Source organism: Pseudomonas citronellolis (assembly GCF_029335315.1).
Classification (GTDB): Bacteria; Pseudomonadota; Gammaproteobacteria; order Pseudomonadales; family Pseudomonadaceae; genus Pseudomonas; species Pseudomonas citronellolis_A.
The window spans coordinates 31,591-48,706 of the sequence record NZ_JARJLT010000414.1 but is presented as its reverse complement, the minus strand read 5'-3'; the positions used below and the strand labels follow the sequence as shown (position 1 = coordinate 48,706).

Annotated in this window: 16 protein-coding genes; 10 read left to right on the top strand and 6 right to left on the bottom strand. The window is 68.4% G+C overall.

What is annotated here, in order from left to right:
- From bioC to bioB, 4 genes are all read right to left on the bottom strand, one after another.
- The coding region (bioC, locus tag P3W75_RS31495) for a malonyl-ACP O-methyltransferase BioC (RefSeq protein ID WP_276231250.1) at nucleotides 1–791 on the bottom strand (791 nt) is incomplete at its 3' end.
- Nucleotides 784–1,509, bottom strand: coding sequence for an alpha/beta fold hydrolase (locus tag P3W75_RS31490; protein WP_276231249.1), 726 nt, complete (start codon nucleotides 1,507–1,509; stop codon nucleotides 784–786). The genes bioC and P3W75_RS31490, both read right to left, overlap by 8 nt.
- Nucleotides 1,502–2,707, bottom strand: coding sequence for an 8-amino-7-oxononanoate synthase (gene bioF / locus P3W75_RS31485; protein ID WP_276231248.1), 1,206 nt, complete (start codon nucleotides 2,705–2,707; stop codon nucleotides 1,502–1,504). Before bioF ends, P3W75_RS31490 begins: the two co-directional genes overlap by 8 nt.
- Nucleotides 2,708–2,828: 121 nt before the next feature.
- Entirely contained in the window at nucleotides 2,829–3,887 is a 1,059-nt protein-coding gene (gene bioB / locus P3W75_RS31480; protein WP_276231247.1) for a biotin synthase BioB, read from the bottom strand.
- Nucleotides 3,888–4,115: 228 nt separating this feature from the next.
- Between bioB and P3W75_RS31475 the strand changes: the two genes are divergently transcribed.
- The 6 genes from P3W75_RS31475 (at nucleotide 4,116) to rarD (ending at nucleotide 8,717) form a co-directional block, all read left to right on the top strand.
- Nucleotides 4,116–4,409, top strand: coding sequence for a hypothetical protein (locus tag P3W75_RS31475; RefSeq protein ID WP_276231246.1), 294 nt, complete (start codon nucleotides 4,116–4,118; stop codon nucleotides 4,407–4,409).
- A gap of 31 nt (nucleotides 4,410–4,440) precedes the next feature.
- On the top strand, nucleotides 4,441–5,157 hold the full coding sequence (locus P3W75_RS31470) for a ComF family protein (protein WP_276231253.1): 717 nt from the start codon (nucleotides 4,441–4,443) through the stop codon (nucleotides 5,155–5,157).
- An 87-nt stretch (nucleotides 5,158–5,244) separates the two neighbouring features.
- A complete protein-coding gene (locus tag P3W75_RS31465; protein WP_276231245.1) occupies nucleotides 5,245–6,009 on the top strand; it encodes a TOBE domain-containing protein in 765 nt (254 codons plus the stop codon).
- Between the two features lie 82 nt (nucleotides 6,010–6,091).
- Nucleotides 6,092–6,538, top strand: coding sequence for a substrate-binding domain-containing protein (locus P3W75_RS31460; RefSeq protein WP_276231244.1), 447 nt, complete (start codon nucleotides 6,092–6,094; stop codon nucleotides 6,536–6,538).
- A gap of 145 nt (nucleotides 6,539–6,683) precedes the next feature.
- On the top strand, nucleotides 6,684–7,658 hold the full coding sequence (locus P3W75_RS31455) for a serine/threonine protein kinase (RefSeq protein ID WP_276231243.1): 975 nt from the start codon (nucleotides 6,684–6,686) through the stop codon (nucleotides 7,656–7,658).
- Between the two features lie 174 nt (nucleotides 7,659–7,832).
- Nucleotides 7,833–8,717: an EamA family transporter RarD gene (rarD, locus tag P3W75_RS31450; RefSeq protein ID WP_276231242.1), complete on the top strand. Its 885-nt coding sequence runs from the start codon at nucleotides 7,833–7,835 to the stop codon at nucleotides 8,715–8,717.
- 593 nt (nucleotides 8,718–9,310) lie between these two features.
- Here rarD and P3W75_RS31445 read toward each other — a convergent pair.
- Together P3W75_RS31445 and P3W75_RS31440 are read right to left on the bottom strand one after the other, a co-directional pair.
- A complete protein-coding gene (locus P3W75_RS31445) occupies nucleotides 9,311–9,829 on the bottom strand; it encodes a glycine cleavage system protein R (protein ID WP_276231241.1) in 519 nt (172 codons plus the stop codon).
- Between the two features lie 26 nt (nucleotides 9,830–9,855).
- Nucleotides 9,856–10,317 (bottom strand): GNAT family N-acetyltransferase, encoded by a 462-nt coding sequence (locus P3W75_RS31440; RefSeq protein ID WP_276231240.1) that lies wholly within the window; start codon nucleotides 10,315–10,317, stop codon nucleotides 9,856–9,858.
- Nucleotides 10,318–10,609: 292 nt separating this feature from the next.
- Here P3W75_RS31440 and P3W75_RS31435 point away from each other — a divergent pair, with 292 nt between their 5' ends.
- From P3W75_RS31435 to P3W75_RS31420, 4 genes are all read left to right on the top strand, one after another.
- Entirely contained in the window at nucleotides 10,610–12,787 is a 2,178-nt protein-coding gene (locus P3W75_RS31435; RefSeq protein WP_276231239.1) for a malate synthase G, read from the top strand.
- Between the two features lie 174 nt (nucleotides 12,788–12,961).
- On the top strand, nucleotides 12,962–13,480 hold the full coding sequence (locus tag P3W75_RS31430) for an RNA polymerase sigma factor (RefSeq protein WP_276231238.1): 519 nt from the start codon (nucleotides 12,962–12,964) through the stop codon (nucleotides 13,478–13,480).
- Nucleotides 13,477–14,436 (top strand): FecR domain-containing protein, encoded by a 960-nt coding sequence (locus P3W75_RS31425; protein ID WP_276231237.1) that lies wholly within the window; start codon nucleotides 13,477–13,479, stop codon nucleotides 14,434–14,436. The genes P3W75_RS31430 and P3W75_RS31425 overlap by 4 nt, the downstream gene beginning before the upstream one ends.
- Before the next feature lie 213 nt (nucleotides 14,437–14,649).
- On the top strand, nucleotides 14,650–17,058 hold the full coding sequence (locus P3W75_RS31420) for a TonB-dependent siderophore receptor (protein ID WP_276231236.1): 2,409 nt from the start codon (nucleotides 14,650–14,652) through the stop codon (nucleotides 17,056–17,058).
- The last annotated feature ends 58 nt before the right edge of the window (nucleotides 17,059–17,116 follow it).

Here is a 17,116-nt window from a genome sequence, read left to right as displayed (position 1 = left end):
TTACGCAGGACGGCGTGAACCACCCTGTAGGTCGCCGGCAGCCCTTCGGGCTGACGAAAGTGTTCGTAGGCCTCGATCAGCGCACGCACCCGCGCCCGCCCGGTCAGGCCGTCGGGGCGCCCCGGGTTGAGGTTGTGCGCGCCCAGTGCCTTGAGTTCGTGGGTCAGGCTGCGCAGGTCGGGGAAGTGCAGCACGCGGTCCTCGGTGACCAGTTCCAGCACTTCCAGCCCGCTGGCCGCGCAGTGTCGCTGGTAGTCGTCGAAGGCGCGGAAGCGGTTGACGTGGACGAAGCCGTCCACCGCCTGCCAGCTGGCGCGCAGCTCGCCGAGGGTACCCACGCAGAGGCTGCTGAAGGCGAACACGCCGCCCTCGCGCAGCACCCGGCGCGCCTCGCCGAGCACCGCCGGCAGGTCGGCGCACCACTGGATGGCCAGGCTGGAGAACAGCAGGTCGCAGCACTCGCCGCGTATCGGCAGACGCTCGGCGTCGCCACCGATCAGGTGCCGCGCGCCGCCGTGCTCGCGGGCATGGCGCAGCATGCCTTCGGCGATGTCCACGGCCAATGCCTCGGCGTCCGGGAAGCGGCGCGCCAGGGCGCGGCTGAAGTAGCCGGTGCCGCAGCCCAGGTCGAGCCAGCGCCGCGCCGCAAGGCCAGCCGGCAGGCGTTGCAGCAGGCTCTCGCCGACGCCACGCTGCAGTTCCGCCACGGCGTCATAGGTAGCCGCCGCGCGGGAGAAGGAGGCGGCGACCTGGCGCTTGTCCGGCAGCGCGCCGCCCTGGGGATCAAACATCGTCGCCCTCATGGATGAATGCCAGGATCGCCGCGGCCACTTCGTCCGGGCGCTCCAGCGGCAGGCCGTGGCTGGCGCCGGCGAATACCTGCGTCTCGACGTCCGGCAGCCAGGCCAGCAGCGCCTCGGCGGCGGGGGCCGGAACCAGCGCGTCGCTGCCGGCGAACAGGTGCAGTTGCGGGCCGTCGTAGCGTTGCAGCGCGGCGCGGGTGTCCAGGCGCCCCAGCAGTTGCAGGCCGGCGCTCAGCGCCGCCGGCTCCAGCGCTGGCAGCGCCACTTGCAGCTGGCGGGCCAGGGTGCGGGCGTCGCGGGCGCCCTGGCTGACCAGCAGGGTGAAGCGCTTGCGGGTCAGTTCCGGTTCCAGCAGGAAGGCTTCGAAGAAGTCCTCGAAGACACTGTTGGGCATGGCCTGGGGCCAGTCGTCGAGCTGGCGGAAGCTGGCGTTGGCGGCCAGGGTCAGCAGGCCGCGACAGGCATCGCCGCGCCGCGCGGCCAGCTCGGCGGCGAGCATGCCGCCCAGCGACCAGCCACCCAGCCAGCTGCCTTCGGGCAGTTGCTCGTCGAGTTCATCGAGCCAGTCGCTCGGGTCGGCTTCGCGCGGCAGCGGCTCGATGGCCACGTGCAGGTGCGGCGCCTGCTCCAGCAAGGCGTCGCGCAGCGGCTCCAGCGGCGCGCTGCCCAGGCCCCAGCCGGGCAGCAGGATCAGTTGGTCACGCATCTTCGCCCTCCTCGGCGTCGAGCTCCGCCAGCAGGCTGCTTGAGACCTGCCGCCAGCTCTGCTCCAGGGCTTCGAGCAGGCGGTCGACCTGCTCCTCGCTGTGGCTGGCGCTGAAGGTCACGCGCAGCCGCGCGCTGCCGGCCGGCACGGTCGGCGGGCGGATCGCCCCGACCAGGATGCCGTGGTCGCGCAGCGCGGCGGACAGCGCCATGGCCTGGCGGCTGCCACCGATGAGGATCGGCTGGATCGGCGTGAAACTGTCCATCAGCTCCAGACCGATGGCCTCGGCGCCCCGGCGGAAACGCGCGATCAGGGTGGCCAGGTGCTCGCGACGCCAGCTTTCGGCGCGCAGCAGCTCCAGGCTCTTCAGCGTGGCGCAGGCCACCGCCGGCGGCTGGCTGGTGGTGTAGATGTACGGGCGGGCGAACTGGATCAGCGTTTCCACCAGTTCCTCGCTGCCGGCGACGAAGGCGCCGGCGGTGCCGAAGGCCTTGCCCAGGGTGCCGACCAGCACCGGCACCTCGTCCAGGCCCAGGCCGAAGTGCTCGACGATGCCGCCGCCGCTGGCGCCCAGCGGGCCGAAGCCGTGGGCGTCGTCGACCATCATCCAGGCGCCGGCACGCTTCGCCTCGGCGCACAGGCTGGGCAAGTCGGCGATATCGCCGTCCATGCTGAACACGCCGTCGGTGACCACCAGGGCGTTGCCCTCGGCCTTGCCCAGGCGCGTGGCCAGGCTGGCGGCGTCGTTGTGCAGGTAGCGCGAGAAGCGCGCGCCGCTGAGCAGGCCGGCGTCCAGCAGCGAGGCGTGGTTGAGGCGGTCCTCGAACACGCTGTCGCCCTTGCCCAGCAGCGCGGTGACGGCGCCCAGGTTGGCCATGTAGCCGGTGGAGAACAGCAGCGCGCGCGGCCGCCCGGTGAATTCGGCGAGCGCCAGCTCCAGCTCGTGGTGCGCCCCGCAGTGGCCGTTGACCAGGTGCGAAGCGCCACCGCCCACGCCCCAGCGTTCGGCGCCGCTACGCAGCGCGGCGATCACCTCGGGGTGATTGGCCAGGCCCAGGTAGTCGTTGGAACAGAAGGCCAGCATCGGCCGGCCGTCGACGCGCACCAGCGGGCCCTGGGGCGACTCCAGCAGCGGCCGGTGGCGGTAGAGGTCGTCCGCCTGGCGCTGGGCGAGGCGGGCGGCGAGATCGAAGGACATAAGAACCCCTTAGCTCTGCTGCGGACCTCTCTGCCGAGGCCCAGCCTGTAGGAGCGAGCTTGCTCGCGAACCGCTCTTGCCGGGGTTCACGAGCCGAGCCGCTCCTACAAAGGAAAGCAGATCAGGCCGAAGCGGCGTTGTAGAACAGCTGCGAATCGCGCTGCTCGACCAGCGCCTGCTCGATGGCGGCCTGGTGCACTTCGTCGGCGTGCTCTTCGCGCTCCTCGGGCTTGATGCCCAGGCGGGCGAACAGTTGCATGTCCTTCTCGGCCTGCGGGTTGGTGGTGGTCAGCAGCTTCTCGCCGTAGAAGATCGAGTTGGCGCCGGCCATGAAGGCCAGGGCCTGCATCTGCTCGTTCATCTGCTCGCGGCCGGCGGACAGGCGCACGTGGGACTTCGGCATCATGATCCGGGCCACGGCCAGGGTGCGGATGAAGTCGAACGGGTCGACGTCCTTCTCCTCGGCCAGCGGGGTGCCCTTGACCTTCACCAGCATGTTGATCGGCACCGATTCCGGGTGCTCCGGCAGGTTGGCCAGCTGGATCAGCAGGCCGGCGCGGTCGGCCACCGACTCGCCCATGCCGAGGATGCCGCCGGAGCAGATCTTCATCCCCGCCTCGCGAACGTAGGCCAGGGTCTGCAGGCGCTCGCCGTAGGTACGGGTGGTGATGATGTTGCCGTAGAACTCCGGCGAGGTGTCGAGGTTGTGGTTGTAGTAGTCCAGGCCGGCCTCGGCCAGGGACTGGGTCTGTTCCTGGGTCAGGCGGCCGAGGGTCATGCAGGTTTCCAGGCCGAGCTTCTTCACGCCCTTGACCATTTCCAGCACGTAGGGCATGTCCTTGGCGGAGGGGTGCTTCCAGGCCGCGCCCATGCAGAAGCGGGTCGAGCCGATGGCCTTGGCCTCGGCGGCGGCCTCCAGGACCTTCTGCACCTCCATCAGCTTTTCCTTGTCCAGGCCGGTGTTGTAGTGGCCGGACTGCGGGCAGTACTTGCAGTCTTCCGGGCAGGCGCCGGTCTTGATCGACAGCAGGGTCGAGACCTGCACGCGGTTCGGGTCGAAGTGCGCGCGGTGCGTCGTCTGCGCCTGGAACAGGAGGTCGTTGAACGGCTGCTCGAACAGCGCCGTCACCTCGGCGAGGGACCAGTCATGGCGGGTGGCGACGGTTGCGGTTGCACTCATGGGGGATTCCTTCGGACGCGGGCTGACGCCTCGTTGTTCTCGGACGTCGCGGGCATGGCGCGACGGTTCAGGCTTTCGAGGCATGATATGTAAGCCTTGGTCGCTGTCAACCAAGCAAGAGTCACAAGTCGACAACTGACTATATTTCAACCAACCCTGTTACCCGGGCTGAACCTGCAGGCACCGGGCCACTCCAATAGCGCAAACCCCTCAAGGAATCCCGCCCCCATGGGAACAGAAGGCACCTTCGACTGGCTCGGCCAGGCAATCGGCAAGGCGATACGTTTCGTCGTCGAGCTTCTCTCCGGCCTGCTCGGCGCCCTCTGGGCGGCCATGGACCAGTTCCTCCACGGCCTGGCCCGCGCCATCGGAATGGACGTATCGATCTTCAGCTTCGTCCTACTCTTCCTCGGCCTGCTGCTGCTCTACAGTGGCATCCGCGCCTTCGTCCGGCGCTCCTTCTTCGGCGGTATCGTCCTCACCGTGCTCGGCCTGATCGTGATGAGCTGGCTGATCCACTGAGCGTCCGCCCGGCCATCCGGAGGGCGCCACCCTGCTACCGCTCGACAGGCTGCTCGCCCTCCTCCCCCGCCCCTCCTGCCTGCTCTGTGGCGGCCGCGTCGACACCGGGCGACTGCCGCTGTGCGGCGGCTGCGAAGCCGACCTGCCGTGGCAGGCCGGGCATTGCCCCACCTGCGCGCTGCCGTTGCCGACCAACGGTCTGAGCTGCGGTGAATGCCTGCGCCACCTGCCGCCCTTCGAGCGGGTGCTGGCGCCCTGGCGCTACGCCTTTCCGCTGGACGGCGTGATCACCCGTTTCAAGCACCAGGGCGACCGCCCCCTCGGGCGTCTCTGCGCACAGTTGCTGGCGCGCCATCTGGAGGAAGCCTTCGACGCCGGGCTGCAACCGCCCGACCTGCTGCTGCCGGTGCCCCTGGCCGTGAAGCGCCAGCGCCAGCGCGGCTTCAACCAGGCCGAGCTGCTGGCCCGGCGGCTGGCCGGCGACCTCGGCCTGGACTGCCGCACGCCGCTGCGCCGGGTACGCGAGACGCCGCCGCAGCAGGGCCTGGACGCCGCCACCCGCAAGCGCAACCTGCGCCAGGCCTTCAGCCTGGACCAGGGCACCGCGCTGCGCGGCCTGCACCTGGCGCTGGTGGACGACGTGCTGACCACCGGCGCCACCGCCGCCGCCCTGGCCAGGCTGCTGCGCCAGGCCGGCGCGGCCAGGGTCGACGTGTACTGCCTGGCGCGCACCGGCAAACCCGGCTGAGGCCCGTGCATCCGCCGGATTGCGCTTGCGTTTTGCCCCCGCAGCCACCAGCCTCGCGCTATTCCAACGACTACAACAATTACGCCGATGACCACCCTCAGCCTCCTCACCCAGCACGTCACCCGCCGCCCGCAGCGCATCGCCCTGCTCGCGCAGATCGCCCAGCTCGGCTCCATCACCCAGGCCGCCAAGGCCGCCGGGATGAGCTACAAGACCGCCTGGGATGCGGTGGACGAACTCAACAACCTCGCCGAGCGCCCCCTGGTGGAACGCAGCGTCGGCGGCAAGGGCGGTGGCGGCGCGCGCCTGACCGCGGCCGGCGAACGCCTGCTGGCGCTGTACCAGCGCCTGGAAGAGCTGCGCGAGCGCATGCTCGAATCGCTTGGCGAAGAAGAGGACCTGGAGCTGATCGGCCGCCTGATGATGCGCACCAGCGCGCGCAATCAGTTGCATGGCCGGGTCAGCACGTTGCAGGCGCAGGGCCTGAACGACCTGGTCGGCATCGACCTGCCCGGCGGCGCGCGCATCCAGGCGCGCATCACCCGCGAGAGCACCGAGAAGCTGGAACTGCGCGAAGGCCAGCCGGTGATCGCGCTGATGAAGGCCGGCTGGCTGTACGTCGACCTGCCGCAGATCGAGTGCCCGGCCGGGCTCAACGCCCTGGAAGGGCGCATCGAGGATATCCGCGAGGCTGGCGACGGCCCCAGCGAAGTACGCATCCTGCTGCCCAGCGGGCAGACCCTGTGCGCGCTGGTCGACCGCGAACGCGTCGAAATCCTCCGCCTGCAAGCCGGCAGCAGCGTGCGCGCGCAGTTCTCCCCGGCCCAGGTGATCCTCGGCACGCCGCTCTGAGCAAAGCCTGCCTTGTATCAACGGCCGGCGCCGGGCGCGGGGTTCCAATAGGAGGATCCCACTCGTTCCGGAGCTTCCCGCCATGCGCCGCGTCCTGATTCCCCTGCTGCTGTCATGCAGCGCGCTGCTGCCGTCCCTCGTTCAGGCCACCCCCGACGTCCTCCGCGTAGCCAGCGGCCACCAGCCAATGGCGGCCCTGGAGGCCCTGGCCGACCAGTACCAGCTGCAGACCGGCAACAAGGTGCTGCTGATCGAGGGCGACAGCCGTGAGCTGGCCGGCGACATCGGCGACGGCATGCCCTTCGACCTGTTCTTCGCCGACGACGGCGCCGCCAGCGTCCAGGCGCTGCACGCCAAGGGCCGGGGCGAAGCGCCGCTGGCGTACGCCTGCGCCCCGCAGGCGCAGTACGTCCAGGTGCTGGTGGAGGGGCCCCGGCGCGAGCTGGCGGAACGCTTCTTCGACTACCTGAAGACGCAACCCGAAGCGCTGGCCAAGGCCGGTTTCCATTTCGAGCGCTGCGACCATTGAGTCAATTCGGCACGTCGTAGGATGGCGTTGAGCGAAGCGATACCCATCCTGCGAAGAGCATCCAGGCCCGGTGGCGCGAGGCGCCAGCAATCCCCCGGCGGTGTGCGTAGACTAGGGGCCTGTTAACTGCCCCCGGATCGCCGCCATGTCCCATCCCTTCTCCGCCCTAACGCCCGACCTGGTCCTCGACGCGGTGGAGAGCCTCGGGTACCTCAGCGATGCCCGCGTCCTCGCGCTCAACAGCTATGAGAACCGCGTCTACCAGGTAGGCATCGAGGACGAGCAGCCGCTGATCGCCAAGTTCTACCGCCCCGGCCGCTGGACCGACGCGGCCATCCGCGAGGAACACAGCTTCACCGCCGAACTGGCCGAGCACGAAGTGCCGGTGGTGGCGCCGCTGCAACGCGACGGCGAGACCCTGTTCGAATTCGCCGGCTTCCGCTTCGCCCTCTTCCCCCGCCGCGGTGGCCGCGCCCCGGAGCCGGGCAACCTCGACGAGCTGTACCGCCTCGGCCAGTTGCTCGGGCGCCTGCACGCGGTAGGTTCCATCCGCCCGTTCGAGCATCGCGAACGACTCACTGTGGATAACTTCGGCCACGAGTCCCTGGCCACGCTGCTGGAAGGCAACTTCGTGCCCAAGAGCCTGCTGCCGGCCTACGAGTCGGTGGCCCGCGACCTGCTCAAGCGCGTCGACGCGCTGTTCGCCGAGAACCGCTATAGCCCGATCCGCCTGCACGGCGACCTGCACCCGGGCAACCTGCTGTGCCGCGACGAGGTCTACCACATGGTCGACCTCGACGACTGCCGCATGGGCCCGGCGGTGCAGGACCTGTGGATGATGCTGGCCGGCGAGCGCCAGGAGCGCCTTGGCCAGCTGTCCGAACTGGTCGACGGCTACCAGGAGTTCCACGACTTCGACCCGCGCGAGCTGCCGCTGATCGAGGGCCTGCGCGCGCTGCGCCTGATGCACTACAGCGCCTGGCTGGCACGGCGCTGGGACGACCCGGCGTTCCCGCCGAGCTTCCCCTGGTTCGGCAGCGAACGTTACTGGGGCGAGCAGGTGCTGGTGCTGCGCGAGCAGCTGGCGGCGCTGGACGAGGAGCCGCTGCGGCTGTTCTGAGCCTATCCCCGAGCCCCTGTAGGAGCGCGCCACGCGCGCGATTCGCGGGCATGGCTCGCTCCTACGGAAGAGTCGGCCGTGGCGCACGGCAGCGGAAGCTGAACGAACAGACAACATCGGCCGCCAGCCCTAGAATGACCCGGCCACTCTCTTCTTCTGCCGCAAGGACCTCCAATGGCTACCGCCAATCCCCAACGGGGCTACGCCCTGGGCCTGACCGCCTATGTCATCTGGGGACTCTTCCCGATCTACTTCAAGCTGCTCGAACGCATTCCCGCCCTGGAAATCATCACCCACCGCGCCATCTGGTCGGCGCTGTTCGGCGCCGCCCTGCTGCTGGTGTGGAAGCACCCCGGCTGGTGGCGCGAGCTGCGCGAGAACCCGCGGCGCATCGCCGTGCTCGGCGCCAGCGGGGTGCTGATCGCCAGCAACTGGCTGGTCTACGTGTGGGCGGTGAACAACGGGCACATGCTCGAAGCCAGTCTGGGCTACTACATCAACCCGCTGATCAACGTGCTGCTCGGCCTGATCGTGCTGCGCGAGCGCCTGCGCCCGCTGCAGTGGGTAGCCGTGGGCCTGGCCGCGCTCGGCGTGGCGCAGCAGGTCTGGCAGCTGGGCAGCCTGCCCTGGGTCTCGCTGGTGCTGGCGCTGACCTTCGGTTTCTACGGGCTGATCCGCAAGCAGGCGCCGGTGGACGCGCTGCCCGGCCTTGTCGTGGAAACCTGGATGCTGCTGCCGCTGGCCCTCGGCTGGCTGCTGCTGTTCGCCGACGGCCCGAGCGCCCACCTGGACTTCTGGACGACCCCGCAGGCGCTCTGGCTGGCCGCCGCCGGCCCCATCACCCTGGTGCCGCTGGTGTGCTTCAACGCCGCCGCGCGCCACCTGCCCTACGCCACCCTGGGCTTCCTGCAGTACATCGCGCCGACCCTGGTGCTGCTGCAGGCCGTGCTGCTGTTCGGCGAGCACCTGAGCCCGGCGCGGCTGGTGGCCTTCGGCTGCATCTGGGCGGCCCTGGTGGTGTACAGCATCGACATCTGGTATCGCCTGCGGCGCGCCTGAACATTTTTCGAGCGACCCGCGCCAAGCCCCGCCAGCCGGGGCCTGGCGCAATCCACCCGGAGCTTTTCCACAGCTTCGTCCAGCGCCGCCGGGGATAACTGCGCGGCGCGTACACCCCGCGGCAGCCTGATCAAGAAACGAACAAACCCCTGGAGCCCCCGCATTGTGTGGCGCCCAGCGCTATGTCCAGGGGTTTTCCACAGGCCTGTCCGCGTTTTCTGTGCATGCTCCGGCGGCGGCTGGGCAAATACTGAGCACTCGCCTACAAGCCAGGGTTGGCGGGGCTTTCAGCCATTCATGCAGAAGTTGCCCACAGGGCGATCCACGGATTTTGTGCAAAGCCATGGATAAGCTTGCCGGGCGCGCGCCCCGCTCATTTATCGATCAATCCCGCGCAGGCCACGAGTGGCGAGCCATCCAGCCACCTATCCACAGCTCGCCAACAGCTCCGCCCACGGTTGCTGTGGGCAAGCGCCAAGACTGCCATGCACAACCAAAGGATAAAGAGCGGCCACGTCAAACGTGGCCTTCAGGCATCTACACACAAGCCATCAACAGGTTTGTGCACAGCAAGGACCCTGTCGCGACCCGAACTAGTCCCCGTTGTGGAAATTCAGGTCGACCATGAGGTCGTCGGCCAGCGCCTCCAGGCGCTGCTGCAACTGCTCCAGCGGCAGGGTCAGCGGCACCGCCAGCACGGCGTCGGCATGGAACAGCGGCTCGCCGCTCATCGGCGCCGGCTGCACCTCGGTGCTCAGGCGCTCGAGGTTGACCCCGTGTTCCGCCAGCAGGCGGGTGATGTCGCGGACAATGCCGGGGCGGTCGTTGCCCACCAGGTCGAGGTGGATCGGCTTCCAGTTGCACACCGGGTCGATGCCGCTGTCCGCCAGCAACACGCGGATGCCGTGGGCGTTCAGCTCCTGCAGGCCTTCCACCAGTTCGTCGTAGCCCTCGGCCGGCACCGCCACCCGCAGGATCCCGGCGAACTGCCCGGCCATGCGCGACATGCGGCTTTCCAACCAGTTGCCGCCGTGGGCGGCGATGCACTGGGCGATGCGTTCCACCAGCCCCGGCTGGTCCGGGGCGATGACCGTGAGCACGAGATGATCCATGAAGCCTCCTGAGAACCTGTCTACGATCAGCTGCGGGGCTTGCCCGCCAGGTCCAGCCAGTACGTGTAGTAGCGCTCGTCGCGCTGATAGCCTAGCCGCTCGTAGAGCGCCTGGGCGCTGTGGTTGGTCTTCGCGGTTTCCAGCTGCAGGCCGCAGGCGCCGCTGGCCAGGCCGTGGTCGCGGGCGGCGTTCATCAGCGCCTCGCCGTGGCCGTCGCGGCGCGCTGCCGGGATCACGTAGAGGTCGCTGAGCAGCCAGGACGCCTGCAGTTCCAGCGAAGCGAACAACGGGTAGAGCTGGACGAAGCCCAGGCCCACGCCATCGCTGCTGCGCGCCAGGTAGATCACCGACTGGCCGCGCTCCAGGCGCTGGCCGAGGAAGTCGCGGATTTCCGCCTGCGGCCGGGGCACTTCGTAGAAGTCGAGGTAACCGGCGAACAGCGGTACCAGGTCGTCAAGGTCGGCAAGCGTGGCGAGCGATACGGACATGGGGATTCTCCAGGACGAAACAGAAGTATAGGCAGGCCCAGGGTAGCCGGCTGCGACGGGGCGCCACAGCCCCCCATTCGGGTTACTGGTGTACAGTTTCAAGATTTATCTGGAACAATCCATATAAATTTTGCGAACATTATTGCTGCTACGTGACTGAACTGCGTACTTTGGTCTAACCGCGACGCAAGCCCACTGATTTTTCCCACGGCATCATGTAGTATTCCGCGGCTCGGACTACAAGGCGTCTTGCCTGGGTCCCGAGCTGGTCCTGAGCAGAGTGAGGCAAGCAATGACTGAACGCGTTCAAGTCGGTGGCCTGCAGGTCGCCAAAGTCCTGTTCGACTTCGTCAACAACGAAGCCATTCCCGGTACCGGCGTCGACGCCGGCAAGTTCTGGGCAGGTGTGGAAGCCGTGGTCAATGACCTGGCTCCGAAGAACAAGGCCCTGCTCGCCAAGCGCGACGAGCTGCAGGCCAAGATCGATGGCTGGCACCAGGCTCGCGCCGGCCAGGCCCACGATGCCGTGGCCTACAAGGCCTTCCTGCAGGAGATCGGCTACCTGCTGCCCGAAGCGGCCGATTTCCAGGCCAGCACCCAGAACGTGGACGAGGAAATCGCCCGCATGGCCGGCCCGCAGCTGGTGGTGCCGGTGATGAACGCGCGCTTCGCCCTGAACGCCTCGAACGCCCGCTGGGGCTCGCTGTACGACGCGCTCTACGGCACCGACGCCATCAGCGAAGAGAACGGCGCCGAGAAGGGCAAGGGCTACAACAAGGTCCGTGGCGACAAGGTCATCGCCTTCGCCCGCGCCTTCCTCGACGAAGCCGCCCCGCTGGAATCCGGCAGCCACGTCGACGCCACCGCCTATGTGGTGAAGAACGGCGCCGTCGCCGTCACCCTGAAGAACGGCAGCGAAACCGGCCTGAAGAACGCCGCCCAGTTCATCGCCTTCCAGGGTGAAGCGGCCAAGCCGCAAGCCGTGCTGCTCAAGCACAACGGCCTGCACTTCGAGATCCAGATCGACCCGTCCAGCCCGATCGGCCAGACCGACGCCGCCGGCGTGAAAGACGTGCTGATGGAGTCCGCGCTGACCACCATCATGGACTGCGAAGACTCGGTCGCCGCCGTCGACGCCGACGACAAGGTGGTGATCTACCGCAACTGGCTGGGCCTGATGAAGGGCGACCTCGCCGAGGAAGTCAGCAAGGGCGGCAGCACCTTCACCCGCACCATGAACCCAGACCGCGTCTACACCAAGGCCGACGGCTCCGCGCTGACCCTGCACGGCCGCTCGCTGCTGTTCGTGCGCAACGTCGGTCACCTGATGACCAACGACGCGATCCTCGACAAGGCCGGCAACGAAGTCCCCGAGGGCATCCAGGACGGCCTGTTCACCAGCCTGATCGCGGTGCACAACCTCAACGGCAACACCAGCCGCAAGAACACCCGCACCGGCTCCGTGTACATCGTCAAGCCGAAGATGCACGGCCCGGAAGAGGCCGCCTTCACCAACGAGCTGTTCGGCCGCGTCGAGGACGTCCTCGGCCTGCCGCGCAACACGCTGAAGGTCGGCATCATGGACGAGGAGCGCCGCACCACCATCAACCTCAAGGCGTGCATCAAGGCCGCCAGCGAGCGCGTGGTGTTCATCAACACCGGCTTCCTCGACCGCACCGGTGACGAAATCCACACCTCCATGGAAGCCGGCGCCGTCGTGCGCAAGGGCGCCATGAAGAGCGAGAAGTGGATCGGCGCCTACGAGAACAACAACGTCGACGTCGGCCTGGCCACCGGCCTGCAAGGCAAGGCGCAGATCGGCAAGGGCATGTGGGCCATGCCTGACCTGATGGCCGCCATGCTCGAGCAGAAGATCGGCCACCCGCTGGCCGGCGCCAACACCGCCTGGGTGCCCTCGCCCACCGCGGCGACCCTGCACGCGCTGCACTACCACAAGGTCGACGTGTTCGCCCGCCAGGCCGAACTGGCCAAGCGCGCACCGGCCTCGGTCGACGACATCCTGAGCATCCCGCTGGCGCCGAACACCAACTGGAGCGCCGAGGAGATCAAGAACGAGATCGACAACAACGCCCAGGGCATCCTCGGCTACGTGGTGCGCTGGATCGACCAGGGCGTCGGCTGCTCCAAGGTGCCGGACATCAACGATGTCGGCCTGATGGAAGACCGCGCCACCCTGCGTATCTCCAGCCAGCTGCTGGCCAACTGGCTGCGCCACGGTGTGATCACCGAGGAGCAGGTGGTCGAGAGCCTCAAGCGCATGGCCGCGGTGGTCGACCGGCAGAACGCCAGCGACCCGCTGTACCGCCCGATGGCGCCGAACTTCGACGACAACGTGGCCTTCCAGGCCGCGCTGGAACTGGTCGTCGAGGGCACCAAGCAGCCCAACGGCTACACCGAGCCGGTGCTGCATCGCCGTCGTCGCGAGTTCAAAAGGAAGAATGGCCTGTAAGGCTTGCCTTCTGCGTGACTGAAAAGCCGCCCTCCGGGGCGGTTTTTCACGTTCTGGGCCGAGACTTTCCCGAAAACCGACGGATGCCAATTGCCCGCTTGGTTGCACTTTGCGATCATTTGCGAATAGTTATCGTTTTGTTGTTCATCCCGTTTCGGGATGGGGGAGCAAAGGGTGTCGGCAATCCAGACGGGCAATGGCGAATTCGTAGGCACGCTGTACCGCGACCATCGCGACTGGCTGCTCGCCTGGCTGAACCGTAGCGTCGGCTGCCCGCAGCGCGCCGAGGACCTCGGCCAGGACACCTTCGTGCGCATCCTCGGCCGCCGCGAGCTGCCCAGCCTGCGCGAACCGCGCGCGTTCCTGGTGACCGTGGCCAAGGGCCTGCTGGTCGACCACTGGCGCCGCCAGGCGCTGGAGCAGGCCTACCTCGACGAGCTGCTGCTGGTGCCCGAGGCCGAGCAGCCTTCGGTGGAAGAGCAGTTCCTGATCCTTGCCGACCTGCGCGAAATCGACCGCCTGCTGGGCAAGCTGTCCAGCCGCGCGCGCAGCGCCTTCCTGCTCAACCGCCTGGACGGCCTGGGCCACGCCGAGATCGCCGAACGCCTGGGCGTGTCGGTGCCGCGCGTGCGCCAGTACATCGCCCAGGGCCTGCGCCAGTGCTACATCGCCCTCTATGGGGAGCCGACATGAACGGCCCGGTAGCCCTGCGCGTCCTCGACGAAGCCATCGCCTGGCAGCTGCGCCTGGGTTCGGGCGAGGCCCGCGCCGAAGACGAAACCGCCTTCGCCCACTGGCACGCCGCGCACAGCGAACACGCCCGCGCCTGGCACCAGCTGGGCATGCTCGACCGCAGCCTGGGCGCGGCCGGCAGCCCCGGCGCACGCGCCGCCCTGCTGCGCGCGCCGGGCGAATCGCGGCGCAAGCTGCGCCGTCTGGCCGGCACCGGCCTGTCGCTGCTGCTGGCCGGCGTGCTGGCCCTCGGCGTCGGCAACCGCTACGTGCCGCTGCGCTACGCCCTGGCCGACGTGGTCACCGGCACCGGCGAACTGCGCGAGCTGCGCCTGCCCGACGACACCCTGGTGCAGCTCGATAGCCGCACCGCCCTGGACATCCGTTTCGACGCCAGCGAGCGGCGTATCGTCCTGCTCAGCGGCGAGATCATGGTGCAGACTGCCCACGGCGACAGCCGCCCGTTCATCGTCGAGACCCGCGACGGTCGCCTGCGCGCCCTCGGCACGCGCTTCCTGGTCGAGCGCCAGGACGACGGCACCCTGCTCAGCGTGCTGCAGTCGGCGGTGGCGGCGAAGCCGCAACAGGGCCACGACGAAACCGTGGTGCCCCAGGGCCGCCACGTGCTGCTGCGCGCCGACGGCCTCGGCCAGCAGGTCGCCAACAGCGCCACCGCCGACGCCTGGACCCACGGCATGCTGGTGGCCGACAACCTGCGCCTGGGCGACCTGCTCGACCAACTGGGCCGCTACCGCAGCGGCTACCTGGGCGTGGACCCGGCGCTGGCCGACCTGCGCATCAGCGGCAGCTTCTCCCTGCGCGACACCGACCTGGCCCTGGACTCGCTACCGCCGAGCCTGCCAGTGCGCATCGAGCGCCATGGCGGCTGGTGGGCGAAGGTCGTACCGCGCGGCTGAGCCCCGCCCTCCACTCCCTGTAGGAGCGCCTTTCGCAGGACGGGTTGAGCTCGCGAAACCCATCCTGCGTTGGCATCTCTTAGCCCCGGTATTGGCGGGCGGATAGCCCGGAAACAGGCCCTGCGAAATTTTTTTCGCGCAGCCCTATCACTTTTGAAATCTCGACCGGCAAGGAGGCGAACGAGAAACATTCACACCCAGGAGTGAGTCCCAATGCCATCCGCCGCCACGGCCTTCCGCCCGCACCTGCTGGCCGCCGCCATCCTTCTCGCCAGCCCGCTGGCCGCCCTCGCCGCGGATACCGTGCGCGACTACCAGCTGCCCGCCGCGCCGCTGGCCAGCACCCTCAACCGCATCGCCGCGGAAGCCGGCATCAGCCTGAGCATCGACCCGAGCCTGGCCGCCGGGCGCAACGCCCACGCGGTGCAGGGCCGCTACGACGGCGTCGGCGCGCTGCGTCAGGCCCTGGAAGGCACCGGCCTGGAGCTGGAGCAGAACGGCTCCGGCAGCTTCAGCCTGCGCCCGCAGCCCAAGGACACCCTGGCCATGGCCGCGACCACCATCAGCGCCGCCCAGGAAGACCCGGACGGCCCGGCGATCGGCTACCTGGCCACGCGCACCCGCGCCGGCACCAAGACCGACAGCTCGCTGCTGGAGACGCCCAAGTCGATCTCCGTGGCCACCCGCGAGCAGATGCAGGACCGCAACGTGCAGAACCTCGACGACGCGGTGCGCTACATGCCCGGCGTGATCGCCAGCAGCTACGGCAGCGACACCCGCGCCGAATGGCTGAAAGTGCGCGGCTTCGAACCGACCCAGTTCCTCGACGGCCTGCCGCTACCCAAGGGTTCCTACACCATGCCCAAGCTGGAAACCTGGGACCTGGAACGCGTCGCCCTGCTGCGCGGCCCGGCCTCCTCGCTGTACGGCCAGACCCCGCCCGGCGGCCTGCTGGACATGGTCAGCCGGCGCCCGCAGGAGCAGAGCAGCAATGAAGTGCAGCTGCAGGTCGGCAGCTACGAGCACAAGCAGATTTCCTTCGACAGCACCGGCAAGATCGACGACCAGGGCAAGATGCTCTACCGCGTCAGCGGCGTGGTGCGCGACAGCAACACCCAGGTCGAGCACGTCGACAGCAAGCGCTACAACATCGCCCCGAGCGTGACCTGGAACTTCGACGAAGACACCCGCCTGACCTTCCTCTCGCAGTTCAACCGCGACGATACCGGCATCACCAGCCAGTTCCTGCCGCTGCAGGGCACCAAGCTGTCGACCCCGGCCGGCACCGTGAAGTACCACGAGAACCTGGGCGACCCGGACTGGGAGTTCTACGACAAGACCTACTACGCCCTGGGTTACGCCTTCGAGCACCGCTTCAACGACGTCTGGCAGTTCCGCCAGAACCTGCGCTACACCAAGAGCGACCTGTCCTTCCAGGGCATCACCGCCGGCGGCTGGGCCACCGCGGTGAGCGACGACGGCACCGTGGCGCGCGGCGCCAACGTGGTCAACGAGGACATCAGCCAGTTCGCCATCGACAACAACTTCCAGGCCGACTTCGCCACCGGCCCGGTCAAGCACACCCTGCTGCTGGGCCTCGACCACCAGCGCGCCAACACCAACTACCAGTGGCTGTACGGCGCCGCGCCGACCAGCAACATCAAGCACCCGATCTACGGTCAGGACTTCAGCAACGTCAGCTACACCGCGTTCAACGACTATGACCAGAAGATGCGCGACACCGGCCTCTACACCCAGGACCAGATGTCCCTGGACAACTGGCGCCTGACCCTCGGCGGCCGCCAGGACTGGGCCCACACCGGTTCGAAGTTCTACAACGCCGGTGGCGCCACCGACACCCGCCGCGACAGCCACTTCAGCGGCAACGCGGCGCTCAGCTACCTGTTCGAGAACGGCCTGGCGCCCTACGCCTCCTACGCCGAATCGTTCCAGACCGAAGCCGGCGGCAACAACGGCGCGGCCTTCGAGCCGAGCACCGGCAAGCAGTACGAAGTGGGCGTGAAGTACCAGCCGACCGGCAGCAACCTGCTGCTCAGCGCCGCCCTCTACGACCTGACCCGGCAGAACATCGTGCTGTCCGACTCCCTGGGCCGCAGCAGCCCGGTGGGCGAGGCGCAGGTGCGCGGGTTCGAGCTGGAGGCCGTCGGCGACGTGACCGAGAACCTCAAGATCACCGCCGCCTACACCTACTCCAACAGCAAGATGACCAAGGTCGCCAACCCGCTGGACAAGAACCGCCCGCTACCGCTGACCCCGGAGAACCAGGCCTCGCTGTGGGCCGACTACACCTGGCACCAGGGCCTGCTCGACGGCTTCGGCGTCGGCTTCGGCAGCCGCTACGTGGGCGAGACCAACAACATCGCCATCGGCAGCATGGGCTTCGTGCGCGACAAGTCGGACGGCCACACCGGCTCCTACACCCTGTACGACGCCGCGGTGCGCTACGACCTCGGCCGCATCGACAACAGCCTGAAAGGGCTGAGCGTGGCGGTGAACGCGAACAACGTCTTCGACAAGGAATACATCTCCACCTGCGACGGCTTCTACTGCTACTACGGCGACCGTCGCAACGTGGTCGCCAGCCTCGACTACAAGTTCTGACCACCCGCCCCGTCCCTCCCCCTCGGCGCGTCTCTGGCGCGCCGTTCCCCTCCCGGCG

Bases quoted from the DNA above. Each gene is read 5' to 3' on its own strand.
- P3W75_RS31490 (WP_276231249.1), bottom strand. From the start codon at position 1,509: ATGCGTGACCAACTGATCCTGCTGCCCGGCTGGGGCCTGGGCAGCGCG.
- bioF (WP_276231248.1), bottom strand. From the start codon at position 2,707: ATGTCCTTCGATCTCGCCGCCCGCCTCGCCCAGCGCCAGGCGGACGAC.
- bioB (WP_276231247.1), bottom strand. From the start codon at position 3,887: ATGAGTGCAACCGCAACCGTCGCCACCCGCCATGACTGGTCCCTCGCC.
- P3W75_RS31475 (WP_276231246.1), top strand. From the start codon at position 4,116: ATGGGAACAGAAGGCACCTTCGACTGGCTCGGCCAGGCAATCGGCAAG.
- P3W75_RS31465 (WP_276231245.1), top strand. From the start codon at position 5,245: ATGACCACCCTCAGCCTCCTCACCCAGCACGTCACCCGCCGCCCGCAG.
- P3W75_RS31460 (WP_276231244.1), top strand. From the start codon at position 6,092: ATGCGCCGCGTCCTGATTCCCCTGCTGCTGTCATGCAGCGCGCTGCTG.
- P3W75_RS31455 (WP_276231243.1), top strand. From the start codon at position 6,684: ATGTCCCATCCCTTCTCCGCCCTAACGCCCGACCTGGTCCTCGACGCG.
- rarD (WP_276231242.1), top strand. From the start codon at position 7,833: ATGGCTACCGCCAATCCCCAACGGGGCTACGCCCTGGGCCTGACCGCC.
- P3W75_RS31445 (WP_276231241.1), bottom strand. From the start codon at position 9,829: ATGGATCATCTCGTGCTCACGGTCATCGCCCCGGACCAGCCGGGGCTG.
- P3W75_RS31440 (WP_276231240.1), bottom strand. From the start codon at position 10,317: ATGTCCGTATCGCTCGCCACGCTTGCCGACCTTGACGACCTGGTACCG.
- P3W75_RS31435 (WP_276231239.1), top strand. From the start codon at position 10,610: ATGACTGAACGCGTTCAAGTCGGTGGCCTGCAGGTCGCCAAAGTCCTG.
- P3W75_RS31425 (WP_276231237.1), top strand. From the start codon at position 13,477: ATGAACGGCCCGGTAGCCCTGCGCGTCCTCGACGAAGCCATCGCCTGG.
- P3W75_RS31420 (WP_276231236.1), top strand. From the start codon at position 14,650: ATGCCATCCGCCGCCACGGCCTTCCGCCCGCACCTGCTGGCCGCCGCC.